Annotated in this window: 29 protein-coding genes and 1 riboswitch; of the genes, 11 read left to right on the top strand and 18 right to left on the bottom strand. The window is 74.4% G+C overall.

Annotation, left to right across the window (positions count from 1 at the left end; genetic code table 11):
- Positions 1-51: 51 nt before the first annotated feature.
- Positions 52-528 carry an SRPBCC family protein gene (locus ACIRNI_RS22300; RefSeq protein ID WP_403553548.1) on the bottom strand — a complete coding sequence of 159 codons (477 nt, stop codon included), beginning with the start codon at positions 526-528 and terminating at the stop codon, positions 52-54.
- A gap of 74 nt (positions 529-602) precedes the next feature.
- Entirely contained in the window at positions 603-989 is a 387-nt protein-coding gene (locus tag ACIRNI_RS22295; RefSeq protein ID WP_403553546.1) for a hypothetical protein, read from the bottom strand.
- A gap of 159 nt (positions 990-1,148) precedes the next feature.
- On the opposite strand from ACIRNI_RS22295, the gene ACIRNI_RS22290 reads away from it, so the two are divergent.
- Positions 1,149-1,535, top strand: coding sequence for a plasmid stabilization protein (locus ACIRNI_RS22290; RefSeq protein WP_403553544.1), 387 nt, complete (start codon positions 1,149-1,151; stop codon positions 1,533-1,535).
- Between the two features lie 69 nt (positions 1,536-1,604).
- Here the strand turns inward: ACIRNI_RS22290 and ACIRNI_RS22285 are convergent, their stop codons facing one another.
- Positions 1,605-2,276, bottom strand: a complete 672-nt coding sequence (locus ACIRNI_RS22285; RefSeq protein ID WP_403553542.1) for an HAD family hydrolase — start codon at positions 2,274-2,276, stop codon at positions 1,605-1,607.
- Positions 2,277-2,540: 264 nt separating this feature from the next.
- Here ACIRNI_RS22285 and ACIRNI_RS22280 point away from each other — a divergent pair, with 264 nt between their 5' ends.
- The gene (locus tag ACIRNI_RS22280) at positions 2,541-3,017 is read left to right on the top strand and encodes a DUF6328 family protein (protein ID WP_403553540.1); all 477 of its coding nucleotides are present in this window, start codon (positions 2,541-2,543) and stop codon (positions 3,015-3,017) included.
- Here the strand turns inward: ACIRNI_RS22280 and ACIRNI_RS22275 are convergent.
- The 3 genes from ACIRNI_RS22275 to ACIRNI_RS22265 form a co-directional block, all read right to left on the bottom strand.
- On the bottom strand, positions 2,993-4,549 hold the full coding sequence (locus tag ACIRNI_RS22275; protein ID WP_403553538.1) for an ATP-dependent DNA ligase: 1,557 nt from the start codon (positions 4,547-4,549) through the stop codon (positions 2,993-2,995). The genes ACIRNI_RS22280 and ACIRNI_RS22275 overlap by 25 nt on opposite strands.
- Before the next feature lie 81 nt (positions 4,550-4,630).
- Positions 4,631-5,593, bottom strand: a complete 963-nt coding sequence (locus ACIRNI_RS22270; RefSeq protein ID WP_403553536.1) for a DUF6397 family protein — start codon at positions 5,591-5,593, stop codon at positions 4,631-4,633.
- A 98-nt stretch (positions 5,594-5,691) separates the two neighbouring features.
- Positions 5,692-6,087, bottom strand: a complete 396-nt coding sequence (locus ACIRNI_RS22265; protein ID WP_355361445.1) for a roadblock/LC7 domain-containing protein — start codon at positions 6,085-6,087, stop codon at positions 5,692-5,694.
- A 245-nt stretch (positions 6,088-6,332) separates the two neighbouring features.
- On the opposite strand from ACIRNI_RS22265, the gene ACIRNI_RS22260 reads away from it, so the two are divergent.
- From ACIRNI_RS22260 to ACIRNI_RS22240, 5 genes are all read left to right on the top strand, one after another.
- Positions 6,333-7,751: a UDP-glucose dehydrogenase family protein gene (locus ACIRNI_RS22260; protein WP_403553534.1), complete on the top strand. Its 1,419-nt coding sequence runs from the start codon at positions 6,333-6,335 to the stop codon at positions 7,749-7,751.
- Between the two features lie 91 nt (positions 7,752-7,842).
- Positions 7,843-8,016: a hypothetical protein gene (locus tag ACIRNI_RS22255; RefSeq protein ID WP_403553532.1), complete on the top strand. Its 174-nt coding sequence runs from the start codon at positions 7,843-7,845 to the stop codon at positions 8,014-8,016.
- Between the two features lie 44 nt (positions 8,017-8,060).
- Positions 8,061-8,669 carry a class I SAM-dependent methyltransferase gene (locus ACIRNI_RS22250; protein WP_403553530.1) on the top strand — a complete coding sequence of 203 codons (609 nt, stop codon included), beginning with the start codon at positions 8,061-8,063 and terminating at the stop codon, positions 8,667-8,669.
- A 127-nt stretch (positions 8,670-8,796) separates the two neighbouring features.
- Positions 8,797-9,060, top strand: coding sequence for a hypothetical protein (locus tag ACIRNI_RS22245; RefSeq protein ID WP_403553773.1), 264 nt, complete (start codon positions 8,797-8,799; stop codon positions 9,058-9,060).
- 111 nt (positions 9,061-9,171) lie between these two features.
- Entirely contained in the window at positions 9,172-10,101 is a 930-nt protein-coding gene (locus tag ACIRNI_RS22240; RefSeq protein ID WP_403553528.1) for a hypothetical protein, read from the top strand.
- A 4-nt stretch (positions 10,102-10,105) separates the two neighbouring features.
- On the opposite strand, the gene ACIRNI_RS22235 is transcribed toward ACIRNI_RS22240, so the two are convergent.
- The 4 genes from ACIRNI_RS22235 to ACIRNI_RS22220 all read right to left on the bottom strand — a co-directional run bounded on the left by ACIRNI_RS22235 (position 10,106) and on the right by ACIRNI_RS22220 (position 12,420).
- Positions 10,106-10,351 (bottom strand): hypothetical protein, encoded by a 246-nt coding sequence (locus ACIRNI_RS22235; protein ID WP_355361456.1) that lies wholly within the window; start codon positions 10,349-10,351, stop codon positions 10,106-10,108.
- Positions 10,352-10,427: 76 nt separating this feature from the next.
- Entirely contained in the window at positions 10,428-10,973 is a 546-nt protein-coding gene (locus ACIRNI_RS22230) for an MOSC domain-containing protein (protein ID WP_403553525.1), read from the bottom strand.
- Between the two features lie 95 nt (positions 10,974-11,068).
- The gene (locus tag ACIRNI_RS22225) at positions 11,069-11,251 is read right to left on the bottom strand and encodes a hypothetical protein (protein ID WP_355361460.1); all 183 of its coding nucleotides are present in this window, start codon (positions 11,249-11,251) and stop codon (positions 11,069-11,071) included.
- 83 nt (positions 11,252-11,334) lie between these two features.
- On the bottom strand, positions 11,335-12,420 hold the full coding sequence (locus tag ACIRNI_RS22220) for an acyl-CoA desaturase (RefSeq protein WP_403553523.1): 1,086 nt from the start codon (positions 12,418-12,420) through the stop codon (positions 11,335-11,337).
- Positions 12,421-12,675: 255 nt separating this feature from the next.
- On the opposite strand from ACIRNI_RS22220, the gene ACIRNI_RS22215 reads away from it, so the two are divergent.
- Together ACIRNI_RS22215 and ACIRNI_RS22210 are read left to right on the top strand one after the other, a co-directional pair.
- On the top strand, positions 12,676-15,609 hold the full coding sequence (locus tag ACIRNI_RS22215; RefSeq protein WP_403553521.1) for an SNF2-related protein: 2,934 nt from the start codon (positions 12,676-12,678) through the stop codon (positions 15,607-15,609).
- Complete coding sequence (locus ACIRNI_RS22210) at positions 15,606-16,907, top strand: SWF or SNF family helicase (protein ID WP_403553519.1); 1,302 nt, start codon at positions 15,606-15,608, stop codon at positions 16,905-16,907. The genes ACIRNI_RS22215 and ACIRNI_RS22210 overlap by 4 nt, the downstream gene beginning before the upstream one ends.
- A 65-nt stretch (positions 16,908-16,972) precedes the next feature.
- Here the strand turns inward: ACIRNI_RS22210 and ACIRNI_RS22205 are convergent, their stop codons facing one another.
- A complete protein-coding gene (locus ACIRNI_RS22205) occupies positions 16,973-17,839 on the bottom strand; it encodes a bifunctional 5,10-methylenetetrahydrofolate dehydrogenase/5,10-methenyltetrahydrofolate cyclohydrolase (RefSeq protein ID WP_403553517.1) in 867 nt (288 codons plus the stop codon).
- Positions 17,840-17,859: 20 nt separating this feature from the next.
- A riboswitch (ZMP/ZTP riboswitch) is annotated at positions 17,860-17,949 on the bottom strand.
- A 118-nt stretch (positions 17,950-18,067) separates the two neighbouring features.
- Here ACIRNI_RS22205 and ACIRNI_RS22200 point away from each other — a divergent pair.
- Together ACIRNI_RS22200 and ACIRNI_RS22195 are read left to right on the top strand one after the other, a co-directional pair.
- A complete protein-coding gene (locus ACIRNI_RS22200) occupies positions 18,068-18,880 on the top strand; it encodes an aminoglycoside N(3)-acetyltransferase (protein ID WP_403553515.1) in 813 nt (270 codons plus the stop codon).
- A gap of 136 nt (positions 18,881-19,016) precedes the next feature.
- Entirely contained in the window at positions 19,017-20,240 is a 1,224-nt protein-coding gene (locus ACIRNI_RS22195) for a phosphodiester glycosidase family protein (RefSeq protein WP_403553513.1), read from the top strand.
- A 14-nt stretch (positions 20,241-20,254) separates the two neighbouring features.
- Here the strand turns inward: ACIRNI_RS22195 and ACIRNI_RS22190 are convergent, their stop codons facing one another.
- The 7 genes from ACIRNI_RS22190 to ACIRNI_RS22160 form a co-directional block, all read right to left on the bottom strand.
- Entirely contained in the window at positions 20,255-20,449 is a 195-nt protein-coding gene (locus tag ACIRNI_RS22190) for a hypothetical protein (RefSeq protein ID WP_355361474.1), read from the bottom strand.
- Positions 20,450-20,574: 125 nt separating this feature from the next.
- Positions 20,575-21,492: a phosphatidylinositol-specific phospholipase C/glycerophosphodiester phosphodiesterase family protein gene (locus tag ACIRNI_RS22185; protein WP_403553511.1), complete on the bottom strand. Its 918-nt coding sequence runs from the start codon at positions 21,490-21,492 to the stop codon at positions 20,575-20,577.
- Between the two features lie 109 nt (positions 21,493-21,601).
- Positions 21,602-22,468 (bottom strand): ANTAR domain-containing protein, encoded by an 867-nt coding sequence (locus ACIRNI_RS22180; RefSeq protein WP_403553509.1) that lies wholly within the window; start codon positions 22,466-22,468, stop codon positions 21,602-21,604.
- 43 nt (positions 22,469-22,511) lie between these two features.
- Positions 22,512-23,174 carry an ABC transporter ATP-binding protein gene (locus tag ACIRNI_RS22175; RefSeq protein ID WP_403553507.1) on the bottom strand — a complete coding sequence of 221 codons (663 nt, stop codon included), beginning with the start codon at positions 23,172-23,174 and terminating at the stop codon, positions 22,512-22,514.
- Positions 23,167-24,102, bottom strand: coding sequence for an ABC transporter ATP-binding protein (locus tag ACIRNI_RS22170; RefSeq protein ID WP_403553771.1), 936 nt, complete (start codon positions 24,100-24,102; stop codon positions 23,167-23,169). Before ACIRNI_RS22170 ends, ACIRNI_RS22175 begins: the two co-directional genes overlap by 8 nt.
- Positions 24,103-24,137: 35 nt before the next feature.
- Entirely contained in the window at positions 24,138-25,004 is an 867-nt protein-coding gene (locus ACIRNI_RS22165; RefSeq protein ID WP_403553505.1) for an ABC transporter permease, read from the bottom strand.
- Positions 24,997-25,962: an ABC transporter permease gene (locus ACIRNI_RS22160; protein WP_403553769.1), complete on the bottom strand. Its 966-nt coding sequence runs from the start codon at positions 25,960-25,962 to the stop codon at positions 24,997-24,999. Before ACIRNI_RS22160 ends, ACIRNI_RS22165 begins: the two co-directional genes overlap by 8 nt.
- Positions 25,963-25,993 lie beyond the last annotated feature (31 nt).

Here is a 25,993-nt window from a genome sequence, read left to right as displayed (position 1 = left end):
CAGCCCGTCTGCGTCCCCGTCTGCGTCCGTCTCCGCCCGCCGGCCCGGCTCTCAGGGGGCGTCGGCGGTGCGGGCTTCGGCGGGCCCGGTGTCGGTGGCGGTCCGCTCGACCAGGTCGGCGAGGCGGCCCAGCATGGCCCGGTGGCGCAGTTGCAGCAGGGCGTCGAGGACCGTGTTGTGCAGGAGGCCGCCGGGCCCGCGCAGCGGGTGCTCGTCGAGGACGACGAGCGTCTCGTCCCCCCAGGGGCGAATCTCGATGGCGATCCGGGCGGTGCCGAGGGCGCCGCTGCGGGCCTCCAGCTCCAGGGTCCGGGGCGGGTCGCAGATGCGGACGACGGTGTCGCCCTCGGCCGTGTACGGGCCGAGGCGCACGGTGTACGCGATCTCGGAGCCGACCTTCGGCCAGTTGTCGTCCTTCTGGCGGGACGAGTCGGTGCCGACGACCCAGTCGGCGTACCGCGACCCGTCCGCGAGGACGGCCCACACCGCTTCGGGGGGCTTTCTGATCAACCGGTGCCGTACTGCCATGGTGCCTCCAGGCGTCTTTTCGACGTCCGCTGACGGAAACGGGCGGCGGGTGCCGCCGCCCCGGGCCCGCGCCCTCAGCGCGGGGCGAGCAGCAGGCGCGACTCCTTCTCGTGCTCTCCGGACACCGACTCGGAGGTGCGTACCTCGAAGAGGCGGCCGAGCGCCTTCTCCACTTCGGCCACCGCGTGGTGGTCGCCCGTCAGCAGGGCCTGTACGGGGTGTTCGAGTTGCGGCGGGCCGGGAGGCTGATCGCTCGAATGCGCCGAGCTGTCGAACGTCGCCACCCAGACGGTCGGCTCGTGGTCGTGGCGCTGCTCCGGTCCCGGCTGGGGCGCGTCGCAGGCCGAGAAGACGTGGTCGAGCGTGTCGAAGACGATCCGCGCCTCCTCACGATCGCAGTCGGTGAGCTGGACGGTGACGTCACAGTCCGCAGGGTGGTTGTTCGTTGCCTTGTTCTCCACGTCGCTCCACTCCTTGGTCCGCGGGGCTACCCGTTCAGCGTCGTACAGTCCCGCATACCTCGCCTCCGGAGCTCCAATCGGGATCTGGGGCGCGCGTTTGCGGAGGTGGGTGCCTGGTACGAGGGTGAGGACAGGCAAGGGGGGCCGTGAGGAGGAGCGATGCCCGCAGGATCCAGCCCCAAGCGGGAGCGGCAGTACGAGCACATCAAGGAGAGCTCGAAGAAGCGCGGCGCGAGCGAGGAGCGGTCGGAGGAGATCGCGGCCCGGACGGTGAACAAGCAGCGGGCGCAGACCGGTGAGGCCAAGTCCTCCAGCAAGTCCGGCAAGTCCAGCTCCAGCAAGTCGAGTGGGTCGAGCGGGTCAAGCAAGTCGAGCGGGTCGTCGAAGCAGGGCTCGTCGTCCTCCCAGCAGGGCGGTCGGCGGTCGGGTGGTGGCGGTTCCAAGGAGGCCACGTACGACCAGTTGTACGAGGAGGCCAAGCGCAAGGGCGTCCAGGGCCGGTCGTCCATGAACAAGGCGGAGCTCCAGCGCGAGCTCGGCAAGTGACGGGTGCGCTCCGGGAGGCGGCTGGGCGGCGGCCGGATCAGGGGGTGGGGCGGCTGGGCGGCGGCCGGATCAGGGGGTGGGGCGGCCGAGCGGACCGTCGTCCAGGTGCGCGAGCAGGTCGGCGGGGTCGTCGTGGATCACGGCGGCCCCCGCCTCCGTCAGGTCGGCGCGCGGGATGCCGCCGCACAGCAGTCCCACGCAGGTGACGCCGGCGCGGGTGCCCGCCCGCATGTCCCACACCGTGTCGCCCACGAAGACCGAGCCGCGGGCGGGTGCCCCGGCCAGTTCCAGGGCGTGCCGCACCGGCTCCGGTGCGGGTTTGCCCTCTTCCACGTCGTCGGCGCTGGCGGTCGCCGTGATGGCGTCGTCGGCGTCGATCGCACGGCGCAGGGCGGACAGCTCCGCTCCCCCGGCGGAGGTGGCGAGGACGACCGTCCAGCCGTTCACCGCCAGCGTCCGCAGGAGCCGGCCCGCGTCCCGGAAAGCGGGCAGCCGGTCGAAGTAGGTGCCGTAGAGGGTTTTGTGGGCGGCGCTGAGCGCGTCGTCCTGTTCGCGGTCGCGGTCCTCGCCGAGGAGGCGGGCGATCAGGTCGTGGGAGCCCAGGCCGATGGAGCGGTGGACGGCGTGCATGGGTACGTCGTGCCCGGCTTGCCGGAACGCCTCCCACCAGGTGGTGACGTGCAGGTGATTGGTGTCGGCGAGGGTGCCGTCCACGTCGAAGACCGCCGCGCGGGTCGTCATATCGTCTCTACCCCTTTCCCGTTTGCGTACGAGCATGAACGTGTGGGAGCCGCCGGTCGCTCCCGGGTGGCACGACACCCGCGGAGTTCCGTCGGCTGCCGTACCGCCGCGGTTGAGCGGGCTCCGCCGGGTTACAAGGGAGCGTGGGTTGAGCGGGCTCCGCCGGGTTACAAGGGAGCGTGGGAGGTAGGCATGGCAGACCAGGATGAGAGAGGCGCCTCCGGACGTGTCGCCGGACGCGCCTCCAAAGGGACCTCGGGATTGGTGCGGGGGCGGAACGAGACGGAGGAGGAGCGTGCGGACCGTCGCTGGGGCGAGCTGATCCAGGAGATACGGGTTGCCCAGACGGGTGTGCAGATTCTCTTCGGTTTCCTGCTCACGGTGGTGTTCACTCCGCGGTACCAGGAGCTGACGTCCACCGACAAGGGCATCTACATCACGACGGTCGCGCTCGGCGCCTGCGCGACCGGGGCGCTGATCGGCCCGGTGTCGTTCCACCGACTCGTGGCCGGGCGGCGGATCAAGCCCCAGACGGTGCAGTGGGCGTCCCGGCTGACCTTCATCGGGCTCGTGCTGCTGCTGGCGACGCTGGTGTCGGCACTGTTCCTGGTGTTGCGGGTCGCCACCAGCGACCACTTCGTGCCGTGGCTGGTCGCGGGGGTGGTGGGCTGGTACCTGGTGTGCTGGTACGTCCTTCCGTTGTGGGTCAGGCACCGCTACACGACGCGGGACGCCCCCTGAGGGCCGCTCGCGAGCACCTGGTCGACGGTGTCGGCCTCCTCGGCCCGCTTGTCGGGGCGGTGGCGTACGACGCGGGCGAAGCGCAGCGTGATCCCGGCGGGGTAGCGGGGTGAGCGCTGGAGGCCGTCGTAGGCGATCTCGACGACGAGCTCCGGGCGGACGCGGACGGTGAAACCGTCGTCCTCGACGGCCAGTTCACGCAGCCGTTCCGTCTGCCAGCGGAGCATGGCGTCGGTCAGGCCCTTGAACGTCTTGCCCAGCATGACGAAGGAGCCGTCGGCACCGCGCGCACCCAGGTGCAGGTTGGAGAGCAGTCCGGTGCGGCGGCCGTGGCCCCACTCGGCGGCGAGGACGACCAGGTCGAGCGTGTGGACCGGTTTCACCTTGAGCCAGGAGCGGCCCCGCCGGCCCGCGCTGTACGGCGCGTCGAGCCCTTTGACCAGCACGCCTTCGTGGCCGCGGCGCAGGGTGTCGGCGAAGAAGGCCTCCGCCGCCTCCACCCGGGCCGCGTCGGACGGGTCCTCGACGACGGTACGGCGGACCCGCGTCGGTTCGGGAACCATGCGGGCGAGCACCGCGTGCCGCTCACGGCCGGGCAGGTCCAGCAGGACATCGCCGTCCGCCGCGAGGACGTCGAAGAAGACCGGTGACACGGGCAGCGCGGCCGCCGCGGTCGTCACGTCGAGGCGCGAGCCGACGCGGGAGGCGATGTCCTGGAAGGGGACCGGGCGGCCGGCCGTGTCGAGGGCGATCACCTCGCCGTCCAGGACGAACTCGTCGCCGGGCAGGCCGAGGGCGGTCGCGGTGATCTCGGGAAGGCGGTCGGTGATGTCGTCGAGCGAACGGGTGTAGACACGGACGTCGTCGCCGGAGCGGTGCACCTGGACGCGGATGCCGTCGAGCTTCTCCTCCACGACGCACGGGCCGAGCGTGGCGATCGCCTCGGTGACGCTCTTGGCCGTGTGCGCCAGCATGGGCTGCACCGGGCTGCCGACCCGGAGCCGGAACCGCTCCAGGGCCGCCGGGCCCTCGGCGAGCAGCGCCTGGGCGACGCGGGGCAGCGACCCGTCGAGCATCACGGCGCGCCGTACGTCCGCGGCCGGTGCCGCGGTCGCCAGGGCGACGCCCTCGAGGGCCACGGCGTCCAGCGCGCCCTGGCGGACCTCGCCCGTGAGCAGCCGCAGCAGGAACTCCTGCTCGGGCGGCGTGGCGGCGCCCATCAGTTCCCGTACGAGGCGCTGCCGCTCGGCCTGCGCGCCGGGGCCGGCGACCTCAGCGAGGGCGGTGAACGCGGCATCGGTGTCGGCGACGGTCAGCATGGCCTCGGCGGCGGGCGAGACGGGGTCCTTGAGCGTGCTCCAGCCGACGCCGATCCGCCCCTGGGGGAGGCGGCCCGCGAGGTAGGCGATGACGAGCGGCGCCTCCTCGGGCGGGGTCGCCGCGAAGAGGTCGGCCAGGGCGGCGGTCTTGCGCGAGCGCGCGGAGGTGGCGGCGACCTGGCGGGAGACGTCCGCGAGACGGGCCAGCAGCATGCGGCCATGGTGCACGCCCGGCGCGCCGCACGCACGCGGACCGCCACATCGTGCACGCGCCCGCCCGGGCACGCCAGGCGTTCACCCCCGCCGGCCCGGGCCGGTCGGCACCCCGAGCACCGACTTGCGGCGGCGCAGCCGGAGCCGGGCGAGCAGGCCGCTGCGCCCCGGTGCGGGCCGCGCGGCCGGCAGCGCGGGGGCCGGTGCGGGGGCCGGCGCGGGGACCGGTGGCCGTGTGGAGGCCCGTGCAAGGTCCGGCGCGGTGGTGACGCCGCCGTCCGGGCGTGGCGCCTGCCGTACCGCGCGGGCTTCGTCGAGGGCGAGCGCCAGGTTGATGCGGTGCCACAGGATCTCGTCGGGCTCGTCCGCCAGCAGCAGCCGGTCGCTGATCTCGCGGGCGGAGAGGGACTCCGGGCGGCCGTAGGGCGGCTCCGGTCGCAGACGGTCGAGGTAGGCGCGCTCGTACGGGTCGTCGACCACCTCGGCCAGCTGGACCGGGTCGAGCAGCGTGGCGATGGCCGCCGCGGCCGCCCACGGGTCCTCCGCCCCGCGCAGCAGCAGGCCGAGGCGGCGGGTGCGCCAGTTGCGCGGGCGGGCGTCGTCCCCCGCGTCGAGCCTGGCGCGCAGGGCGTGGGGCAGTCTGCCGGTGAGGAGCTCCGGGTGGTGCGCGGCGAACCCCCGTACCTCACCGGCGAGGTAGAGCCAGACGACGGCGCGGTAGCGGTTGAGGTAGAACCTGACCGGCGTGAGGTGTCCGGTCCTGGCCAATTTGGTGAAGCGGTCGGCGGTGATCGAGGCGAGCTCGGCCGCCTCGGCCGTGCCCACGGTCCGAACGCGCTCGCGCAGGCCGTCCGGGAAGTCGGGAGCGCCGCGCAGCCGGTCGATCTCGGTCTGGGCGACGCGCCGCCGCCCACCGCCGGTCCCGGGCACGGTGCGCACGTGCCCGAGCTGGACGGCGAGGTCGAGCTCGCTGGGCTTCAGGGCGAGTTTCTGTGCCGCGCGCCCGAGGGTGAGGGTGCGTGCGGTGGTTTCGGTGGCCGTCATGACGGTCCTCCCCCGTGAAAGGTGACGCACTGTGCGTCGTCACTCTGTGTCACGAAGGTAGCGCGACGGGTCCCGGTCGCGTCAGGCCTGTGGACAACTCAGGCGCCGGGCCGCCGCGCGGCCACCGCGAGGTGCTCGCCGACCCGGTTGACCAGCAGCGTCATCTCGTAGGCGACCTGGCCGACGTCGGCCTCGGCGGCGCTCAGCACGCACAGGCAGCTGCCTTCGCCGGCGGCGGTGACGAACAGCATCGCCTCGTCGAACTCGACCATCGTCTGCCGTGCGTTGCCGGCCCCGAAGTGGCGCCCGGACCCGCGGGCGAGGCTGTGCAGCCCCGAGGAGACCGCGGCGAGGTGCTCCGCGTCCTCACGGGCGAGACCACTGCTCGCCCCCGTCACCAGGCCGTCGTTGGACAGCACCAGGGCATGCCGTATGTACGCGACCCGCTGCGTCAGGTCGTCCAGCAGCCAGTCGAGTCCCTTGTCCAGAGCCATGTCCGGTCTCCCCCTCGTCCGCGTCGTGGTCCCGCGTTCCCTCGTCGGCCCGCAGGCCCGTGCCCTGTGGTCGTCGGGCTTCCGTAAGCCTTCCGTACTGTCGTGAACAGGGCAAGAGCGCTCCGTCGCCGCGGTGGACGGACAGGCCGGTCACCCTTCCGCCCTCGGCGGGTGGCCGGGCGGTGGGGGCGCGGTGAAGCTGGGCTGGCCGCCACACCGGACCGGACCAGCGTCAGGAGCCCCCTATGCGTGTCGCCGTCGTCGGGCAGGGCTACGTGGGAGTGGCCGGAGCGGTCGCCCTCGCACGGCAGGGCCACCACGTGACCGGCATCGAACGGGACGCGACGCGCCTGGAGTCGTTGACGGCCGGCCGTGCGCCCGTGTCGGAGCCCGGTCTCCAGGAGGAGCTGTCCCTCGCCCTGGGGACCGGGCGGCTGCGGTTCGCCCCCGACCTCGCGCACACGCACCTGCGGGAACCCTTCGACCTCGTGCTGATCACCGTGGGCTCCCCGCCCACCGCGGACGGCTCGGCGGACCTGTCCCAGGTCGGGGTCGCGCTCGGGGAGGCGGCCGCCCTGCTGCCGGCGCCGTACGTGGTGCTGAAGTCCACGGTTCCGCCGGGCACGAGCGACGGCTTCCTCGTGGCGTACCCCCAGTTGCGGGACCGGTACGCCTACACCCCCGAGTTCCTCAACCAGGGCAGCGCCCTGGACGACTGGTCGGCGCCGTCGCGGGTGGTGGTCGGCCTGTGGTCGCAGGCCGTGGTCCTGCCGGCGCTCCAGGAGTTGTACGGGCCGCTGGCCTGCCCCTGGGTGGTGATGACTCCGGCGTCGGCGGAGATGGTCAAGTACGCCAGCAACACCTTCCTCGCCATGAAGATCAGCTTCGCGAACGAGTTCGCACGGCTGTGCACGGCTCCGGAGCTGAACATCGACCACGTGATGCAGGGGGTGGGCCTCGACCCGCGCATCGGGCACGCCTTCCTCCAGCCCGGGCTGGGCTTCGGTGACTCGTGCCTGCCCAAGGACACCGCCGCGCTGACGCACTGGGCGGTGGCCCGTGGCCTGCCCACTCCGCTGCTGGACGCGGCGGTCGCGGTCAACCGCGCACAGCCGGGGCTCGTCCGCGAAACGCTCCGCGCCGAGCTCGGTGACGACCTGGCCCGCTGTGAGGTCGCCGTCCTGGGGGCGCGCTACGAGCCGTGGAGCGACGACATGCGGGCGGCGCCGAGCCGCGTCGTCGTGCCGCACCTGCTCGAGGACGCGGCCGGCGTACGCGTCTGGGACCCCGCCATGGACGCCGAGCACCTGGGCCGCCTCTTCCCCGGCGCCCGGCCGTGCCCGGACCTCCGGACGGCCGTCGAGGGCGCCCGCGCGGCGGTCGTCCTCACCGAGTGGCCCGAGACGATCGAGGCCGACTGGTCGGAGCTGGGCGCCCGGATGGCCCCGCCCGCCGTGGTGGTGGACGGCAAGAACTGCCTGCTTCCCGAGCGGCTGTCCGGCCTGCCGTTCACGTACCGGAGCGTCGGCAACCGGATGCACCCGCGCGCCGGGGCTCCCGGGGAGGCCCCCACGGGCACGGGCGGCGTTGACGTACTGCTCGGCGAGCCGAACGACCCGACCCGGGACGACCGCGCCCGGCCGGCCGGCGACCCGACCGGATGAGGCGGTCGACCGCTCCGGCGCCGGGTCCCGGGTACCCGGTCGCGGGCGGCAGCGGCCGCCCGGACTTCCGACGACACAGAAGGGTTCAGCGATGACCGTTCCCGAGGAGAACCGCCCCAAGTCGAGGACGACCGACGACACCTCGGCCGCCCGACCGGACAAGGAGGCGCGGGAGCGCGACAGGGAGCGGCAGGAGGGCGGCCGCACCATGCGCGAGGCACTGGAGGAGGCGGGGGTCGACCGGGACGACTACGAGGAGAAGTAGCCCGTAGCCCGAGCCCGGGCCGGCGTGTGAGGGATCATGTCCGTATGGCCGATGACCACACGGATGTGCAGGAGTTCTTCACCGCCCGGGCGGCGGACTGGGACACGCGGTTCCCCGACGACGGCCCCGCTTACGCGGCGGCCGTCCACGAACTCGGGCTGCGCCCCGGCGACGCGGTCCTCGACGCGGGCTGCGGCACCGGACGCGCCCTCCCGCCCCTGCGGGACGCCGTGGGGCCGGCGGGCACGGTCATCGGGGTGGACGTCACCGCCGCGATGCTGGCGGCGGCGGTACGGGCCGGGCGCGGCGGCAGCGGAGCGCTGCTGCTCGCGGACGTGGCCCGGCTGCCGCTGCGCGACGGCGTCCTGGACGCCGTCTTCGGCGCCGGCCTCATCTCGCACCTGCCGCGGCCGGCCGACGATCTGCGGGAGCTGGCCCGCGTCGTACGGCCGGGCGGACGGCTGGCGCTGTTCCATCCGGTCGGCCGCGCCGCCCTGGCCGCGCGCCATGGTCGGCAGATCACCGCCGACGACCTGCGCGCCGAGCCGAACCTGCGTCCCCTGCTGGCGGGTTCGGGGTGGCGGATGGTGTCGTACGCGGACGAGGACCACCGGTTCCTGGCCCTCGCCGTACGGGACGAACGTCAGTACTGACGGTCCTCTTCTGCAGCCGGGTGGCGGGCCCTACGTTGGAGGGGCAGTCGGCGTCGAGGGGAAGGTGGGCCCGGTGTTCAGCAGACTCCGCACATTCTTCAAGTACCCCAGGTTCCCCAAGTCCCCGGTGCCGGGCCGTGAGAACGGCTCTGCCCGCGTCCGCGTCCGCGTCCGGCAGCACAACCTCTTCGAGGCGGCGGCGGTGTACGTGTCCGCGTCCGCGGAGGACGACCAGGACCGGATGGAGGAGGCCGCGGGGTGGGTGTCGCCCGAGGCGCTGTCGTTCGGGGTCGGCGAGCTGGCCTGCCGGGCGGTCATCGCTCTCGCACGGGAGCGGGACGAGTCCCCCCAGAGCGTGGCGCGCAGCCTCCTCGGTCTGCCCGCCGCCTGAGGTGATCGGACGGCAGGCCCCTCGACGCGGGGGTTACTCGCTGGTTAAGGTGCGCCCGCAAGCGACCGGAACGACGGTCGGGCGACCGGAGGGACCGGAGGGAGGGCTGCCATGGCCGGAACGCGGAAGGCCGGGGAGGCCGAGGGCGGGGTGGCCGGTGGGGCGGTCGGCGGGGCGGCGGAGGACGACGCGCTGTACGTGCTGACGGCCGCGCTGCTGACGCCCGCGCAGTTCCCGAGCGTGCTCGGGGACGACTATCCCGAGGCGTGCGCGGCGATGGGCCTGGAGCCGTACGCCGACGGGTACGGGCTGGTGCTCGGGCAGGACGGCGACGGCGCGCGGTGGACGGTGGCCGTCGACGACGTGTCGCTGGTCGCCGTCGCGATCGCGTCGTGGGACTGCGGGATGGAGTACGACCTCTCCCCCGACGAGCGCAGCGTGGTCATGGCGCTGCCGGGCTGGCCGCTGGAGCTCGCGGTCGCCGCGCCGGGGCTGCCTGCGCCGCACGACCCGGTGCCGGGACCCGGTGAGCCGGGCCCGCTACGGCCTCCGGACGCCGGTGTCTGGGGCCCGGCACTGCGGCGGTTGGGCGCGGACGAGGTCGCGCTGCACTGGGCGTCCTGGCGGAGCCGGCTCGGGGACGGTGACTTCGCGCCTCCGGAAGCCGCGGCGGACGCGCCGGGCACGTCGGACGCGCCGGGCGTGTCGGGCGTCGCAGGCCGCGAGGCTTCTGCCGGTGCGTCCGACGGCGGTGAGGAAGCGTCGGGGCGGGGCCGGGCGGAGTTGCGGCGCGTGCTGGAGGAGCTGGGCGGCTATCTGGAGGACCCGCCGCCTCTGGGGCGGGTGCGCTCCGGTTTCGCGCCCGACGGCGCGCGGCTGCTGCGGGCGGACGGGCCGGGCTGGTCGCTGGTGGCGCGGACGGACGACATCGCCTTCGTCCTGCTCGACGCCCTGCCGCGCGAGGTGCTGCCCGTGGGGCGTGGGCCGCGGCTGCCCGGCCTGCTGGCAGCCCTCGACGCGATGGCGGTACGTCCGGCCTGAGTGCTCAGCCGGTGGGTTCGTCGGGGGCCGGCTCCTCGGCGGGCTGACCGCCCTCGGGGTCGTCGACGGGGGCCGGCTCTCCGGCGGGGGTGCCGCCGCGGGTGTCGTCCGCCGCCCGCGAGAGGTCGGCGTCCCAGTGGTCGGAGCCGTTCCCCGCTTGTTCGTCCGGCAGGTCCCGCGGGATGCCTCGCTCGTTCCCCACGGGCACGTCCTCGCCGGGACCCTTGCGCCGCTCGTCGTCCTCGTCCATGGTCTCTCCCTCCGGCCGTGTGGCACTGTCCGGCCGTGTGGCGCGGTCGGGTATCCGGTACCCCGGTGCGCCCGGCTCAGACCCGTTCCAGCGGGTGGTGCGGCCCGTCCGGGAGCTCGGCCTCGATCGGGTCGCCGGGGCGGACCACGCCGCCGGTCCTCACGATGCCCATGATCCCGGCCTTGCGGACGATCTCACCCGTCTCCTCGTCGCGGCCGACGACCTGCTTCAGCAGCCCGGCCCGGAAGCCGTCGATCTGCCCGCAGGGGTTGCGCAGGCCGGTGACCTCGACGACGGCCTCTCGGCCTATGCGCAGCAGGGTGCCGGTCGGCAGGCCGAGCAGATCGATACCGCGGGTGGTGATGTTCTCCCCGAGCTCGCCGGGGGCGACGGTGAAGCCCGCGGCGGCGACCTCGTCGAAGAGCTCCTCGTGGATGAGGTGCACTTGGCGGAGGTTGGGCTGGGTGGGATCCCGAGCGACGCGGGAGCGGTGCTGGACCGTGACGCCCGCGTGGGCGTCCCCCTCCACGCCGAGCCCTGCCAGCAGCGTGATCGCCGGCCGGTTCGCCTTGCTGAACGCGTGCTCCCCGTGGCTGCTGACGGTCGTGACCGTCCCGCCCATCGCGTGGAGCTCCCCTCTCCCGTACGGAAGATCCCTGGATGACACCGATGATCACTGGCTGACCACGGGCATGGTAGCCGCCGGCTGACGGTGACCTAGCGGCCCAACTCCTTGCGTCCGACGCGCCGCAGCCTGCGCCGCTGGCCGGGGTCCAGAGCCAGGTAGGCCACGGCGGGCACGCCGAGGAGCACCAGCAGGGACAGCCAGAATCCGATCAGTGGCATCAGGAGGAGGCCGACGGCCACTCCCCCGATGACGATTTTGGTCCTTGTCGACATCTTCGACGCCTCCTTGACGGCCGCGAGGCCGCTCTCTGTCCTTGAGAACGCCGCATCGGGCGTCCAGGTTCCCCGCCCGGGGTCTACGCGGCGCGCAGCGGCTCGCCGACCTGGTGCAGATGACCCAGGGCCTGGCGGTACGAGTCGACGAAGCCGGTCTCGGTGTACCGGATGCCGAGCGCGCGGCAGTGGGCGCGGACCAGGGGCTGGGCCAGCCGCAGGTGGGGGCGGGGCATGTTCGGGAAGAGGTGGTGCTCGACCTGGTAGTTCAGACCGCCGAGGAACCAGTCGGTGAGGGCGCCGCCGCGGATGTTGCGGGAGGTGAGCACCTGGCGGCGCAGATGGCCCCACGGCTCGCCGTCCGGGTCGGGGACTTCCATGCCCTTGTGGTTGGGCGCGAAGGCCATGCCCAGGTGAACGCCGAGCAGCATCTGGTGGATCAGTGCGAAGACCACGGCCTGTCCGACGGACATGGTGGTCAGCAGCAGGGTGGCGTAACCGGCGACGTGGGCGAACAGCAGGCCGCCCTCGACGAGGCGCTCGCGCCGGGTCTGGCGCGGTCCGTCCTTGGAGAACAGCGCCTGGAAGCCGTACACCTTCAGGGCGAGCCCTTCGAGGGTGGTCAGCGGGAAGAAGAGCCACGCCTGGTGGCGGGCGAGCCAGCCGCGGAAGCCGGTGCGGCCCTCGGCCTGATGCCGGGAGAAGACCAGGACGTCCGGAGCGACGTCGGGGTCCTTCTCCTCGTGGTTGGGGTTGGCGTGGTGGCGGTTGTGCTTGTCGTTCCACCACTCCTGGCTCATGCCGAGCAGCAGATTGGCGTGGAGCAGCTGGATCAGGCGGTCCTTGCGCTTGTCGGCGCCGATCTGGGCGTGGCCCGCGTCATGGGCGAAGAAGCCGGCCCGCGCGGACAGGACGGCCAGCGGGACCGCGAGCAGCAGGGACCACCAGGAGTGCCCGAAGAGCATCAGCCCGACGGCGACGGCCGCCAGCGCGAGCAGGTTGGCCGTGATGCCGAGCGCGTACCAGCCGGTGCGGCGCTCCAGCAGTCCTTGCTCCTTGACGGTGCGCAGCAGGGGCGTGAACTCGCTGCCGGTGCGCTGGGTGCCCCGGGCGGCGGCGGGGGGCGGCGCGGGTAGGGGGGCAGCAAGGGTGGCAAAGGCCTGAGGCATGGATTCTCCGGGGTGTAGGTCCGTTGCGCGGATATGCGCCGACCTGATGAACGTACGGATGAGCGAGCGCCCAGAGCCATGGCACCACCACCCGGAAGCGGGCGGGGGCTTTCCAGGGTACTGGGGTGGTGCTGGCTGCACCCTGGGGGCGAAGTGGGGTATGTCACCACGATCTTGGGCGCGTTGCGGGATGCGTTCGGGTACTCTCGGCCGCTCCGACTAGCACTAGTCAAATTTGAGGAATGCGTCAGCGCTGTGCAGAGACTCACCGAAGCAACGCCCTCCCCTGAACCCGACGTCGCCCCGCTCGCTCAACTCCCCCTCCTCGCCCGCTGTTCGGCGGTCTTCCTGGCCGACGACCCCGCGCGTACCGGACGCTTCGGGTTCCTGTTCCCCGACGGCGCCGAGCCCGCGGCGGCGTACGCCGCCGCGGTCGGGGACCTCACCGCCGTCGTGGACGGCGCGGACGACGGGCCGGCCGCCCGGACCGTACGGGCGCTGATGGTCCCCGTGTCCGACGCTCTGCCCCTGCTCACCCGGGCGCGCCTGTCACCGCATGCCTCCCCCTCCGTGGCGTTCTGGGGCGCGGCCGCCCTGCTTGCCCTCCAACTGGTGGCGCGTGGGCGCCTGTTGCCCGGGCTGACGGCGACGGACCACGACGCGTGGCGGGTGGGACCGCTCTCCGCCGAGGACCTGGAACGGCTGCGTACGCTGGCCGCTTCGATGCCCCCCGACGCCCACGCGGTGCCCGTCGGCACGACGGACGACGGCATGGTCCTGCTGCCCGAACCCGAGCGGCTGCTGCGGGCGTTCCTGGACGCGGTCGCCGACACCCTGCCGCGTACACCCGCCGCGCCGCTCCTCGCGGGAGGCGGCGCGTACGCGGAGCGGGCCCCGCAGCACGTGCCGGAGCAGCGCGCATGGGCGGCGGACGTGGCGGCCGGCCACGACGCGGGCGTACGGCTGTCGCTGCGCGTCGAGGCGACGAGGCTGGACACCATCGAAGGGCTGGACACGGCGGAGGGCCCCGCCTTCCGTGCCGTCGTGCAGATGCACAGCGTCAGCGATCCGGCCCTGGTCGTCGACGCCGCCGACGTGTGGTCGGGCGCGGCCCCCGAAGTCGGCGGCGCGAGCGCCCGGATGGACGCGCTGGTCGCGCTGCGCCGTGCCGCGCGCGCCTGGCCGCCGCTGGCCCCGCTGCTGTCGGCCGCCGTCCCGGACGCGGTCGACCTCGCCGACGAGGAGGTCGTCGAGCTGCTGGGCGAGGCGGCGCGGGCGCTGGCGGCGACCGGCGTACAGGTGCACTGGCCGAAGCAACTGGCGCGTTCGCTGACCGCGCGTGCGGTGATCGGCCCACCGGAGGACGACGCGGACGACGGCGCTGCGGGCGGGGCGAAGGGCGGGGCGAACGGAGAGACCTCGGCGCTGCCGTCGTTCCTCTCCGCCGACGCGCTGCTCGCCTTCGACTGGCGCTTCGCGCTGGGCGATCAGCCCCTCACGCGGGCCGAGCTCGACCGGCTGGCCGAAGCCGCGCGTCCCGTCGTGCGGCTGCGCGACCAGTGGGTCCTGATCGACCCGGAGGAGGTACGGCGGGCCCGTGACACGCGGAACCGCGCCCTCACCCCGGTCGACGCGCTCGGCGCCGTCCTCACCGGCAGCACCGACGTGGACGGCCGCCGGGTCGACGTCCAGGCGACGGGGTGGCTGCGGGCGCTGCGGGACCGGCTCGCGGACCCGGAGGGCGGGACGCAGGAGGTCGCGCAGCCGGCGGCCCTCGCCGCGACCCTGCGCGACTACCAGCTGCGCGGCCTGAACTGGCTGCACCGCATGACCTCCCTCGGCCTCGGTGCCTGTCTCGCCGACGACATGGGCCTGGGCAAGACGATCACCCTGATCGCGCTCCATCTGCACCGGCAGACCGATCCGACCGCCGCGGGCCCCACGCTCGTCGTCTGCCCCACCTCCCTGATGGGCAACTGGCAGCGGGAGGTGGAGAAGTTCGCGCCGGGCACCCCGGTGCGCCGCTTCCACGGCCCGGCGCGCGACCTGGACGACCTGGCCGACGGCGGGTTCGTGCTGACCACGTACGGCACCATGCGGCTCGACGCGGAGCGGCTCGCGGGGGTGAGCTGGGGCATGGTCGTCATCGACGAGGCGCAGCACGTCAAGAACCCCTACTCGGCGACCGCCCGGCAGCTGCGCACCATCGGGGCGCGCGCACGCGTGGCGCTGACCGGCACACCGGTGGAGAACAACCTCTCCGAGCTGTGGGCCATCCTCGACTGGACCACACCCGGACTGCTGGGCCGGCTGGGTACGTTCCGCAGCCGCTACGCCCAGGCGGTGGAGGGCGGCGCCGACCCGGCCGCCGCCGAGCGGCTGGCGGCGCTGGTCCGGCCGTTCCTGCTGCGCCGCCGCAAGTCCGACCCCGGGATCGCGCCGGAGCTGCCGCCGAAGACGGAGACCGACCACGCCGTGTCGCTGACCGCCGAACAGGCCGGGCTGTACGAGGCGATGGTGCGCGAGACGCTGGCGGCCGTCGCCGAGGCGGACGGCATGGAGCGGCGCGGACTGGTGGTCAAGCTGCTCACCGCGCTCAAGCAGATCTGCAACCACCCCGCCCAGTACCTGAAGGAGGACGATCCCCGGATCGCCGGCCGGTCGGGGAAGCTGGAGCTGCTGGACGAGCTGCTCGACACCCTCCTCGCCGAGGGGGCGAGCGTGCTCGTGTTCACCCAGTACGTGCGCATGGCGCGGCTGCTGGAGCGGCACCTCGCGGCACGCGGCGTACGGACGCAGTTCCTGCACGGCGGCACCCCGGTGGCCGAGCGGGAGGCGATGGTGGCCCGGTTCCAGGATGGTGAGGTGCCTGTCTTCCTGCTGTCGCTGAAGGCCGCCGGCACCGGGCTCAACCTCACGCGCGCCGGGCATGTCGTGCACTACGACCGCTGGTGGAACCCTGCCGTCGAGGCGCAGGCGACGGACCGGGCGTACCGGATCGGCCAGACCCAGCCCGTGCAGGTGCACCGGCTCATTGCCGAGGGCACCGTCGAGGACCGGATCGCCGCCATGCTGGCGCGCAAGAAGGAGCTGGCCGACGCCGTCCTCGGCGCGGGCGAGGCCGCGCTGACCGAACTGACCGACGCCGAACTGGCGGAGATGGTGGAGCTGCGAGGGAGCGGACGATGAATCGTCAAGGCGACATGGAGCGTACGTTCGCGGCGCTGCCTCCCGTGGGAGGCGGGGGTTTCGCCCGGACCTGGTGGGGCCGGGCGTGGCTGAAGGCCCTGGAGGACACGGCGCTCGACGGGCAGCAGCTGAAGAAGGGCCGCAAGCACGCGCGTGACGGCGCCGTGGGAGCGGTGTCGGTTCGGCCGGGGCGGATCACCGCGGTCGTGACGGACCGGGACGGCACGGCGCTGCGCAGCGACGTCCTGCTCCAGGAGCTGACGGACGAGGAGTGGGACCGGTTCCTCGACATGGCGGCGGCCCGGGCGGGGCACATCGCGGCGCTGCTGGACCGGGACATGCCGCCGCACCTCGTGGAGGACGCGGCGGCGGCCGGCATCGAGCTGCTGCCGGGCATCGGTGACCTGGAGCCGGAGTGCGCGTGCGACGCCTGGGACCACTGTCCGCACACGGCGGCCCTCTGCTACCAGGTGGCGCGGCTGCTGGACCAGGACCCGTTCGTGCTGCTGCTCGTACGGGGGCGCGGGGAGCGGCGGCTGCTGGACGAGTTGCAGATACGGAGCGCGGCGCGCGCCGCGCGGGAGGAGGGGGCTGACGGGGAGGGCGACGGCGACCGCGAGGAGGCCGTCGTGTCCGCGGGCGTACGGGCCGACGAGGCCTTCGCCGCGCGGGACATCCTGCCTCCCCTGCCCGCCCCTCCCCCGCTGCCCGGGCAGCCGGGCGAGCCGCCCGTGCTGGACACGGAGGCGAAGCCCGCCCCGGGAGTCGACCCGGCCGCGCTGGAGCTCCTCGCGGCGGACGCGGCGGCGCGGGCGCACCGGATGCTGGCGGACGCGCTCGCACCCGGCCATGAGGTCCAGCCCCTCGAACCCGCGCTGACGCCTGATCAGGACGCCGTACGGCTGGCGGCGGCGCCGGCGCCGGACGGCGCGTCGTCCTGGGCCGCCGTACGGCTGGCCGTCGCGACCGGCCGGCGGCAGGCGGACCTGCACCTGGCCACGCGCGCGTGGCGCCTCGGCGGCCCCGCGGCTCTCGCCGTACTGGAGGGAGACGCCGCGCCCGCCCCGGAGCTCCTCGCCCGGGCGGAGGCGCTGCTCACGGAGGCGTGGGAGGACGGCGAGCGGCCCACGCTGCGGGCGGCCGCCCCCGGCCGCTGGACGGTGCCGGGCGCGGACGTCCAGCTCCGGCTGGGCGGGGACGGCCGCTGGTGGCCGTACCGCAAGGAGGGCGGCCGCTGGGCGCCGGCGGGCCCGGCCGCACCGGACCCGGCGTCGGCGCTGGCGGAGGCGGCGGGGTAGGGCCATGCACCGCTCTCCGCCTGCACAAGGTGGCGGGCGGCGGGCGGTGCATGCCCGGGCCCGGGTTACGCGCCGAGCTGCCGCTCCGCCGCGTCCACCGTCTGCGCGAGGAGCAGCGCGATGGTCATCGGCCCGACGCCACCCGGCACCGGGGTGATCAGGCCCGCCCGGGCCGCCGCGGTCTCGAAGTCGACGTCGCCGACGTTGCCCTCGTTGTAGCCGGCGTCGATCACGACGGCGCCGGGCTTGATGTCCTCGCCCTTGATGAAGCGGGGCCGTCCGACGGCGGCGACCACGATGTCGGCCTCCCGCACGGCGGCCGACAGGTCGGCGGCGGGCGTGTACGAGTGGCAGTACGTCACGGTGGCGTTGCGCGCCAGCAGCATCATGCCGGCGGGCTTGCCGAGGATGGCGCTGCGGCCGACGACGACGGCCCGCTTGCCGGCCGGGTCGACGTCGTACGCGTCGAGGAGCCGCATGATGCCGCCCGGGGTGCAGGAGACGAAGCCGGGCAGGCCGAAGCTCATCGTCGCGAAGGAGCTGATGGTCACGCCGTCGACGTCCTTGGCCGGGTCGATGGCCTCGAAGGCGGCCCGCTCGTCGATGTGGGGACCGGCCGGGTGCTGGAGCAGGATGCCGTGCACCTCCGGGTCCGCCGACAGGGACCGGAGGGTGGCGACCAGTTCGGCGGTGGTGGTCGCGGCGGGCAGTTCGACGTGCCGGGAGCTGATTCCGGCCTTCTCGCAGCGGGCGCGCTTCATCTTGACGTACGTCACGGACGCCGGGTCCTCGCCGACCAGGACGGTGGCGAGGCAGGGGCGGGTGCCGGTGCGGCGGGTGAACTCGGCCGCGCGGGCGGCGGTCTCCTCGACGAGCCGGCGGGCGAGGCCGCTGCCGTCCATGAGGCGGGCGGTGGGCGAGGTCGTGGACATGGGGACTCCTGAGCGTCGCGGTGGCTCGCCCAGGCGCGCGGCATCGACGTCGGTCCCGTCAGGCCGCTCCCCGGTGGTACTCCACCCAAGCGCCAGTCACGGCCCGCGCCCACTCTACGCGACGGAATCGAACGGTGTCCTGAACGGCTTCACCCCGGCCGGGGACGGGCGGGGGCCGCCGCCTACGATGACCGCGCACCAGCCTGCCTCAGGAGGGGACGGGGAGACGTGGCCGGGAACGGAACGCACACCGAGGAGCGACTGCGCGAGGACCTCGCCGCCCTGGGCGTGGAGCCGGGCGGGGTGGTGCTGGTGCACGCGTCGCTGCGGGCGGTCGGACCGGTGGCGGGGGGCGGCGCGACGGTGCTGCGGGCGCTGCGCGGGGTGCTCGGGGCGGACGGCACGGTGGTGGCGCCCACGTTCACCGCCCGCAACTCGGACACCTCACCCGCGTACCGGGAACGGGTGCGGGGCCTCGGCGAGGCGGAGCGCGCGGCGGTGCGGGCGGCGATGCCGGCGTACGACGCGGCGACCATGCCCTCGGACACGGGGGTCGGGGTGCTGCCCGAGCTCGTGCGCACCACGGCCGGCGCGGTGCGCAGCGCTCATCCGCAGACGTCCTTCGCGGCGCTGGGCCCGCAGGCCGTACGGGTGGTGTCCGGCCACCGTCCCGACTGCCATCTGGGGGAGCACTCGCCGCTGGCCCGGCTGTACGAGCTCGGGGCGCGGATCCTGCTGCTGGGGACCGGGTACGACCGGTGCACGGCGTTCCACCTCGGGGAGTACCGGGTGACGCGGCCGCCGCGCCGCACCTACCGGTGTGTCATCCGCGTGGGTCACGCGCGGCGTTGGTGGTCGTACGAGGACGTCGACCTGGACGACGGTGACTTCGCCGCCCTCGGGGCGGAGCTGGAGCGCGACCGTCCCGGTGCCGTACGGCAGGGCGCGGTCGGTTCGGCGTCGACGTGCCGGCTGGTGGAGCTGGCGGCCGCCGTGGACTACGCCCGGGGGTGGCTGGAGCGCAACCGCGCGTACGGGTGACCGGGGCGACACCCGTACGGCGTACCTTTTCTGACCCTTCGTCGGTTGGTCGGTTCGCGGAGGCCCGGGGCGGGGCAGCTCTTCGGAGACCCGAGTGAGGTGCCCCGTTGCCCCGACCTACTCCCCTGGGGGGACTGTGACGCGGACGCGTACGGCTCTGCTGCTGGTGGCCGCCCTGCTGAGCGCGGGGCTGGCCGGTGCCCCGCCCGCGGCTCCTGCCGCGGCCTGGTCCCGGATCGCGACGGGCGTGGAGTACCGCACGGTCGACATCCCGTCGGCACGCGGTACGGCGAGGGCCCATGTGCTGTCGGCGGACCTGGCGGACGCGCGGGTGTCGGCCGGGCTGCTGTATCCGGGGGTGGTCGCGGCGCGTTCGGCGCTGTCGGTGCTCGCCGACGGCGCGGGCGCGACGGCCGGGGTCAACGGTGACTTCTTCCACATCAGCGAGACCCAGCACCCGGGCGTGGAGGCCACCGGCGCACCGGTCGGGCCCGCGGTCGCGGACGGCCGGCCGCTGAAGGCGGCGGTACCGGACGGGCAGCGGTTCGGGCCCGCGCTGCCGCCCGGGACGAACGCCCGCCAGGTGCTGGGTGTGGGCGACGACGGCAGGGCCCGGGTCGGGGAACTGGTCCTGGACGGCGCCGTGTCGACGCCGTACGGCGAGCTGCCGCTCGGCGGGCTGAACCAGTACGCGCTGCCGGTGGGGTCCGTCGGAGTGTTCACCAAGGACTGGGGCGGCGCCTCACGCGTCCGCGCCACCTGCGGCACGGACACCCAGCGCTCCGCGCCGTGCAGTGAGGAGACGTACGAGGTGACCGTGCGCGGCGGCAAGGTGGAGGCGGTCGCCGAGACGCCCGGCAGGGGCGTGATCGAGCCCGGCACCGAGGTGGTGGTGGGGCGTGAGGCGGGCGCGCGGGAGCTGCGCAAGCTGGCGGTCGGGGACGTGGTGAGCGTCCGGCACAAGCTGGTGGCGGCCGGGGCCGCGCCCGACGTGACGTACCGCTTCGCCGTGGGCGGGTTCCCGGTGCTGCGCGGCGGGGAGCCACTGGGCGGGCTGGACGGGGTGACGGCGGCGGTCCGCACGGCGGCGGGCGTCGGCGGCGACGGCACCCGGCTGCTGTTGCTCGCCCTGGACGGCGGGCCCGGCTTCAGGTCGGGGCTGACCGTGTCGGAACTGGCCGCCACCATGAAGGGCTTGGGCGCTTCGGACGCCGTCAACCTGGACGGCGGCGGCTCGTCGACACTGGTGGCGCGGCAGGACGGGGCGGCGAAGGTGAGCGTCCTCAACCACCCCAGCGGCGGGGTGCAGCGGGCCGTGCCGAACGGCATCGGGATCTTCGTCAGGCCCGCGGCGCCCTAGGCGGCCCAAGCGGTCTACGGCTTGAGGCTGCTGACGACATCGGCCGTGGCCGAGACGCCGTTGTAGATGGTCGGCGCCAGGCTGGTGCTCGCCATGAAGAACCCGAGCAGGGCGCAGACCAGCGCGTGCGACAGCTTCAGACCTCCGTTGCGCAGGAAGATCACCGCCAGGACCAGCAAAAGCAGCACCACGGAGACGGATACGGCCATGTGTCGCCCTCCTCGGCCAGTTGCCGCGCCCGTTGTGCGGCATTCGGCGGCCAGTCTGGCGGAGCGGGGGCGCCGGACGGCCGTACGGCATGTCGGCCGAACGGGTATGAACGGGCCGCGACCCGTTACACGCCCCCGGCGGCGGCCCCGCCGCCGTCCGTGCCACCGTCCGTGCCGGCGTCCGTGCGCCGCAGGAAGGCCGCGAGCCCGGCGAGGTCGTCGGTGTTCAGGTGGTCGACGCGGGCCGCGAGGAGCTCCGTCCACAGGGCGTCGCGGGCCGGTCCCGGGCGGTCGGGCGTGGCCCAGAAGCGGACGCGTTGTCCGGCCCGGTGGGCGGCCGTGACGAGGGCGTGGAGCCGGGCCCGTTCGGCGTCGGGGAAGGGGCCGGTGCCCTGCCAGGTGAAGCTCTGGTTCCAGTTGGCGCTGATCAGCGGGACGAAGGAGGCCGGGGCGGTGGTGCCGAGGTCGTCCGGGCGGCCGTCGTAGAAGGCGTACCGCACGCGCTGCGCCTCCATGGGAGTGCGGGCCGCGCGGTCGCCCGATATGACGGCCGTGACGGCGCCGGGCCGTACGGTGCCGTGTGCGCAGCTGCTCAGCATGCGCCGGTACGGAACGAGTTGGCGGTGCAGTGCCCGGTAGGCGGCCGCGCCGTCCGCCTTGATGTCGATGAGCAGCTGCACGGGCATGCGGTGCCCCGCGTACACCGTCCCGTGGTTGGCTCCGACGCGGGCGAGCAGCGGGTCGAGGTAGAGGGAGCGGAGCGTACGGGTGGGGTCGAGCTGTGCGGGCTCGTGGGCGACGAGGAGGTCGCCGCCGACCAGGAAGACGTCCGCCTCGACGCTGGTGAAGCCGTGCGCGAGGGCGTCGTGGAGCGGGCGCCGGTGGAGGTAGTCGTTGTGCGCGTGGGCGCGGCGCAGGGGCCTGACGGGCGCCGTGCGTGCAGCGGCGGCGGCCCGCGGTGCGGGCAGGGCGAGGGATGTGCCGGTCGTAGCGGCCAGCATGGCGAAGGCGGCGACGGCGGACCGGCGGGACAGCGGCGCCATGGGGGCCTCCCGGGGGCAGTGATGGGACGGGACCGAGTATGCGGCCCGCGCCTCTCAACCGGTCCGGCCTCGCGCACAGTTGGCCGATACGCCGCCTGCGCGAGCGTTCTCACCGGCGCCGGGCGCGCGTCATACCGGGGCGACGGGCCACGGCGTGCAGGTACTCGAGTGCGTCGAGGACCACCGTGCGGTCGTACCAGTCCAGCCAGCGCCCCACCTGGCGGCCCGTCCGGTCGAGGGCCTTGAGCTGGGCGGCGTGGAGCTCCTGAATGGGGCGGGCGAAATGGGCCGAGACCATCCCGACGCAACGGCCGTCGCTCACCAGGGGCACGCTGTGCACGGAGCGGCTGCCCGCGTCGAGGACGGCCTGGCGGGCGTCCTCCGTGAACACCGGGGCCGTGGAGACGTCGCGGACGGTGACCTGCGTCAGGTCCTGCGCCGCCCGCGAACAGGCGGTGCCGTCCTCGCCGACGTACTGGAAGAAGCTGACGAAGTCCTCGCTCAGCCCCGCGTGCTTCTCCAGCCACAGCCCGCCCGTGGTGTGGTCCCCGATCTGCACGTTGCCCATGTCCGTGGCGGTGACCGCCAGCGCCTGCGAGAGCGTGGCCTGGAGCACGGCACCGCGGTTCGCGCGCGCCGCGTCGTCGATGGCGAGCAGATCCAGGCTCGGGGCGGGGCGCCGGGCCCGGCCCGGGAACCACCGCTCCGCCCCGTGGTCCGGCCGCTCCAGCCGCACCACGGCCCCGGCGAGGGTGCGCAGCTTGACGTTGAAGCGCTGCGACGCGTGCTGCATCAGCGCGAACGCGGCCTCCGCGTCCGCCAGCCGGTAGCGCTCGCGGAGGATGCCCTGAGCCTGGGCGATCAGGGGTCGGTTGCGGGCCTGGGCGCGCAGGTGCCGCACCTGGTCGCGCAGCCGCGCCAGCTCGTCGAGGGTGCCGTCGGTGTCCCACGCACCGGGCCAGGGGGTGTCGGTCATGGGGGCGCGCCTGCCCCGATCTCCGCAGATCACACGGGCGTGGTCACTCTTCACGCACGCATTCCGCCCACTGGGCCGTACGGTCGCACCAGCGTTCCAACAGCACCCGGTCGTGGCCGACGGCGAGGAGTCCGGCACCGTGCTCACGGCGGTACGACTCGACGACGGCGACCAGCGCGGCGGTCGTGGAGGCGTCGAGCATCGCGGTCATCTCGTCGCAGATCAGCCAGCGCGGGCGCAGGACGAGGGCGCGGGCGAGGCAGGCACGCTGGAGCTGGCCGTCGCTGACCTCGTGGGGGCGGCGGGCGAGCAGGTCGTCGGTGAGGCCGACCGTGCGGGCCAGCTCGGCCGTGCGGCTCTCCGCCTCGGCGCGGCGGCCGGTCGCGCGCAGCGGCTCGGCGATCAGGTCGCGCAACCGCAGGCGGGGGTCCGCGGACAGGCGGGGCTGCTGGAAGACGACGCCGATCGCGGTGCGCAGCTCGCGCGGCGCGCGGTGGCGCCAGCCGCGTACGGGCTCGCCGTCGACGGTGACGCGGCCCGCGTCCGGGCGGTGCAGCAGGGCGGCCACCCGCGCGAGGGTCGACTTGCCGCAGCCGCTGGGGCCGAGGAGGCCGACGGACTCGCCGGGCGCGAGGGTCAGCGAGGCGCCACGGAAGACGGGCCTGCGCGGGTCGTAGCCGGCGGTGACGGCGTCGAGTTCAAGCACGGGTCGGCTCCTCGGCGACGTGGGTGGGGTGGGCGTGGTGGCAGGCGACGCCGTTCGTGAAGCGCGGCACCGCAGCGCAGGCGTCGGTGGCGCGCTCGCAGCGGGTGGCGAAGGCGCAGCCGTCGGGCAGGGCGCCCAGCTCCGGGGGCAGGCCGGGGACGGGGGTGAAGTCCCGCTCGGGGAGCGCGGCGAGCAGGCCCCGCGCGTACGGGTGGCGGGGGCCGGGGTCGCCGAAGAAGCGCTCGGCGTCGGCGAGTTCCACGATCCGCCCGGCGTACATCACGGCGACCCGGTCGGCGATGCGCTCGGCCGCCGCCAGGTCGTGGGTGATCATCATCAGCGCGCGGCCCTCGTCGGCGTGGCGGCGCAGTTCGTCCACCGTGCGGTCGACCAGGTCGCGGTCGAGGCCGGTGGTCGGCTCGTCGGCGAGCAGCAGCGGCGCGTCCCCGACGAGCGCGAGGGCGGTGGCGGCGCGCTGGGCCTGGCCGCCGGAGAGCTCGTGCGGATGGTGGTCCAGGAGGTCCGGCGGGAAGGAGGCCCGCTTCGCCGCCGCGACGGCCGCCGCGCGGAGGTCCGCCCGGGGCGTGGCGGTCAGTTCGCGCAGGGTCTCCTCCAGCTGTGCCCGGACGGTGCGTACGGGCGTGAGGTGCGCGGCCGGGGACTGCGGTACGAGGCCGATGCGCCGGCCCCGTACCCTGCGGGCCAGGGTCCGCTCGTCGGCCGCGAGGAGGTCGATGCCGTCGATCGTCGCCGTGCCGGAGGTCTGGGCGTTGCCCGGCAGCAGGCCGAGCAGGGCGGAGGCGAGGACGGACTTGCCGCAGCCGCTCTCGCCGACGAGGGCGAGGCACTCCCCCGCCGCGAGGTCGAAGCTCGCGCCGCTGACGGCGGCGATGTGGCGGCCGCCGCGCATCCGGAAGCGTACGGACATCTCCCGTACGGAGAGGACGGGAAGAGGAGCGGGGCTCACAGCATCAGCTCCGATCGGCGGCGCGGGTTGAGCCGTTCCCGCCAGGCACCGGCGAGGCCGGCGATGGCGAGAGTCGGGATGATCAGGAACAGCCCGGGGAAGAGCGTCGGCCACCAGTCGCCGGCCAGCAGCGAACCGCGTGCCGTCTGCACGAGGTTGCCGAGGCTCGCCTGGTGGGGCGGCAGCCCGAGCCCCAGGAAGGACAGCGCCGACTCGTGCCACATGGCGTGCGGCACCATCAGCACGGCGGCGAGGCCCGCCTGCGGCAGCACGGCGGGCAGCAGGTGCCGGACGGTCACGCGCCACCGCGAGGCGCCGCCGGAGACGGCGGCGTCGATGTACGGGCGCGAGCGCAGCGACAGCACCTCGGAGCGGACGATCCGGGCGGTGGACAGCCAGTGCGTGAGCGCGACGGAGACGATGACGGGCCACACGCCCGGGCGGAACATCGCCACGATGAAGATGCCGAGCAGCAGGTGCGGTACGGACGCGAAGGTGTCGACGAGCCGCATCAGGAGCCGGTCGGTCCAGCCGCCGAAGGCGGCGGCGGCCGCGCCCACGGCCGTGCCGATGACGGTGGCGACGAGCGCCGCGACGAGCCCGACGAGCAGCGAGACGCGCAGCCCGTACACGCAGCGCAGCAGCAGGTCGCGGCCGACGTCGTCGGTGCCGAACGGGTGCGCCCAGGAGGGCGGCTGGAGCTTCAGCGACAGGTCGACGGCCTGCTGGTCGAGCCGGACGAGCGGCGGTACGACCAGCACGGCGAGGACGACCGCCGCGACGATCACGGCGGAGACGGTGATCCGGACGGCCCGGGTGGAGCGGCGGGTGCGCCCGTGGGAGCGCCACACGAGATCAGCCATCGAAACCCACCCTCGGGTCGGCGAGTCCGTACAGCAGGTCGGACAGGAGGTTGCCGAGCAGTACCGCCGCCGTGGCGAGCACGGTGAGCGCGGCGAGCAGCGGGAAGTCGACGGAGGTGGCGGCCTGGACGGTCGCGGCGGCGATGCCCGGCCAGCTGAAGACGGTCTCGACGAGCAGCGCGCCGGTGATGAGCTCGGGCACGCGGGAGCCGATGAGGGTGAGCATCGGCAGCATGCCGGAGCGCAGCGCGTGCCCGAGCAGCACGGTCCGCTCGCCGAGGCCGCGTGCGCGTGCCCCGCGCACCGGGTCCTCGTCGAGCGCGTCGGCGACGCCTTGGCGTACGTACAGGAAGAACCACGGCAGCTGGGAGACGCCCAGCACGAGCGCGGGCAGCACCAGGTGGGAGGCGACCTGCCCGAAGGTGACGGTGTCGCTGGCGGTGTCGGTGAGCCCGCCGGCCGGCAGGACGCCCAGTTCGAGGGCGAAGAACCAGATGGCGAGCAGCCCGAGCCAGAAGGCGGGCGCGGCTTCCAGGGTGTACGCGGCGGAGGTGGCGCACCGGTCGAGCCATCCGCCCTGCCGCCGGGCCGCCAGCACGCCGAGGCCCGTGCCGAGCAGGATGGCGACGGCGAAGGCGGTGGCGGCGAGGAGCACGGACCAGCCGATGCGTGCGCCGATGACGTCGGCGACGGGTTGGCGCATGACGCTGGAGTCGCCGAGGTCGCCGGTGACGGCGCCGGTGAGCCAGTGCCACCAGCGCGGGACGAGCGGCTGGTCGACGCCGAGGTTGGCGCGCAGCTGGTCGAGGTTCTCCTGGGAGGCGGTGAGTCCGGCGGTACCGGCGTACGCCTTGACGGGGTCGAAGGGGGAGGCGGCGGCGACGGCGAAGACGCCGAACGTCACGACGAGGAGGACGGGGACGGCGAACAGGGCGCGCCGTCCCGCCATCCGGGCCATCGCCCCCCAGGGGAGGCGGCGGCCGGCCTGC

The organism is Streptomyces sp. NPDC093546, from assembly GCF_044765045.1.
In the GTDB taxonomy this organism is placed as follows: domain Bacteria; phylum Actinomycetota; class Actinomycetes; order Streptomycetales; family Streptomycetaceae; genus Streptomyces.
This window is presented reverse-complemented; position numbering and strand designations above follow the sequence as displayed.